The organism is Ewingella sp. S1.OA.A_B6, assembly GCF_049889095.1.
Lineage (GTDB): Bacteria > Pseudomonadota > Gammaproteobacteria > Enterobacterales > Enterobacteriaceae > Ewingella.
In genome coordinates, this window is record NZ_JBLJFK010000082.1 from 1 (window position 1) to 255 (window position 255).

Below are 255 nucleotides of genomic sequence, written 5' to 3' on the forward strand. Positions count from 1 at the left end.
TAGAGCTACTCGCTGGTACGTCGAAAGGTGCATTGTTATTGAGCAACCAATGCCGAATTTTTACTGGCCCCCAGTCAGGGTGCTTTAGTCGCATATCGACTAATTTCTTGATGATGCCATCAGGCGTGCGTTCGGGGTGAGTAAGGCGTGCTCGGGAACGATCGGTAAGAGATAAGGGGTCGTCAGGTTGGAAACGTTTAAGCCATTTATATCCGGTTTTACGGCTGATCTTAAACTGGCGACAAACAGCGGAGA

General features: G+C 49.0%; 1 protein-coding gene. It reads right to left on the reverse strand.

Annotation, left to right across the window (positions count from 1 at the left end; all coding sequences use genetic code 11):
* The coding region (locus ACMV8I_RS21560; RefSeq protein ID WP_498867164.1) for a helix-turn-helix domain-containing protein at positions 1–229 on the reverse strand (229 nt) is incomplete at its 3' end.
* Between the last annotated feature and the right edge of the window lie 26 nt (positions 230–255).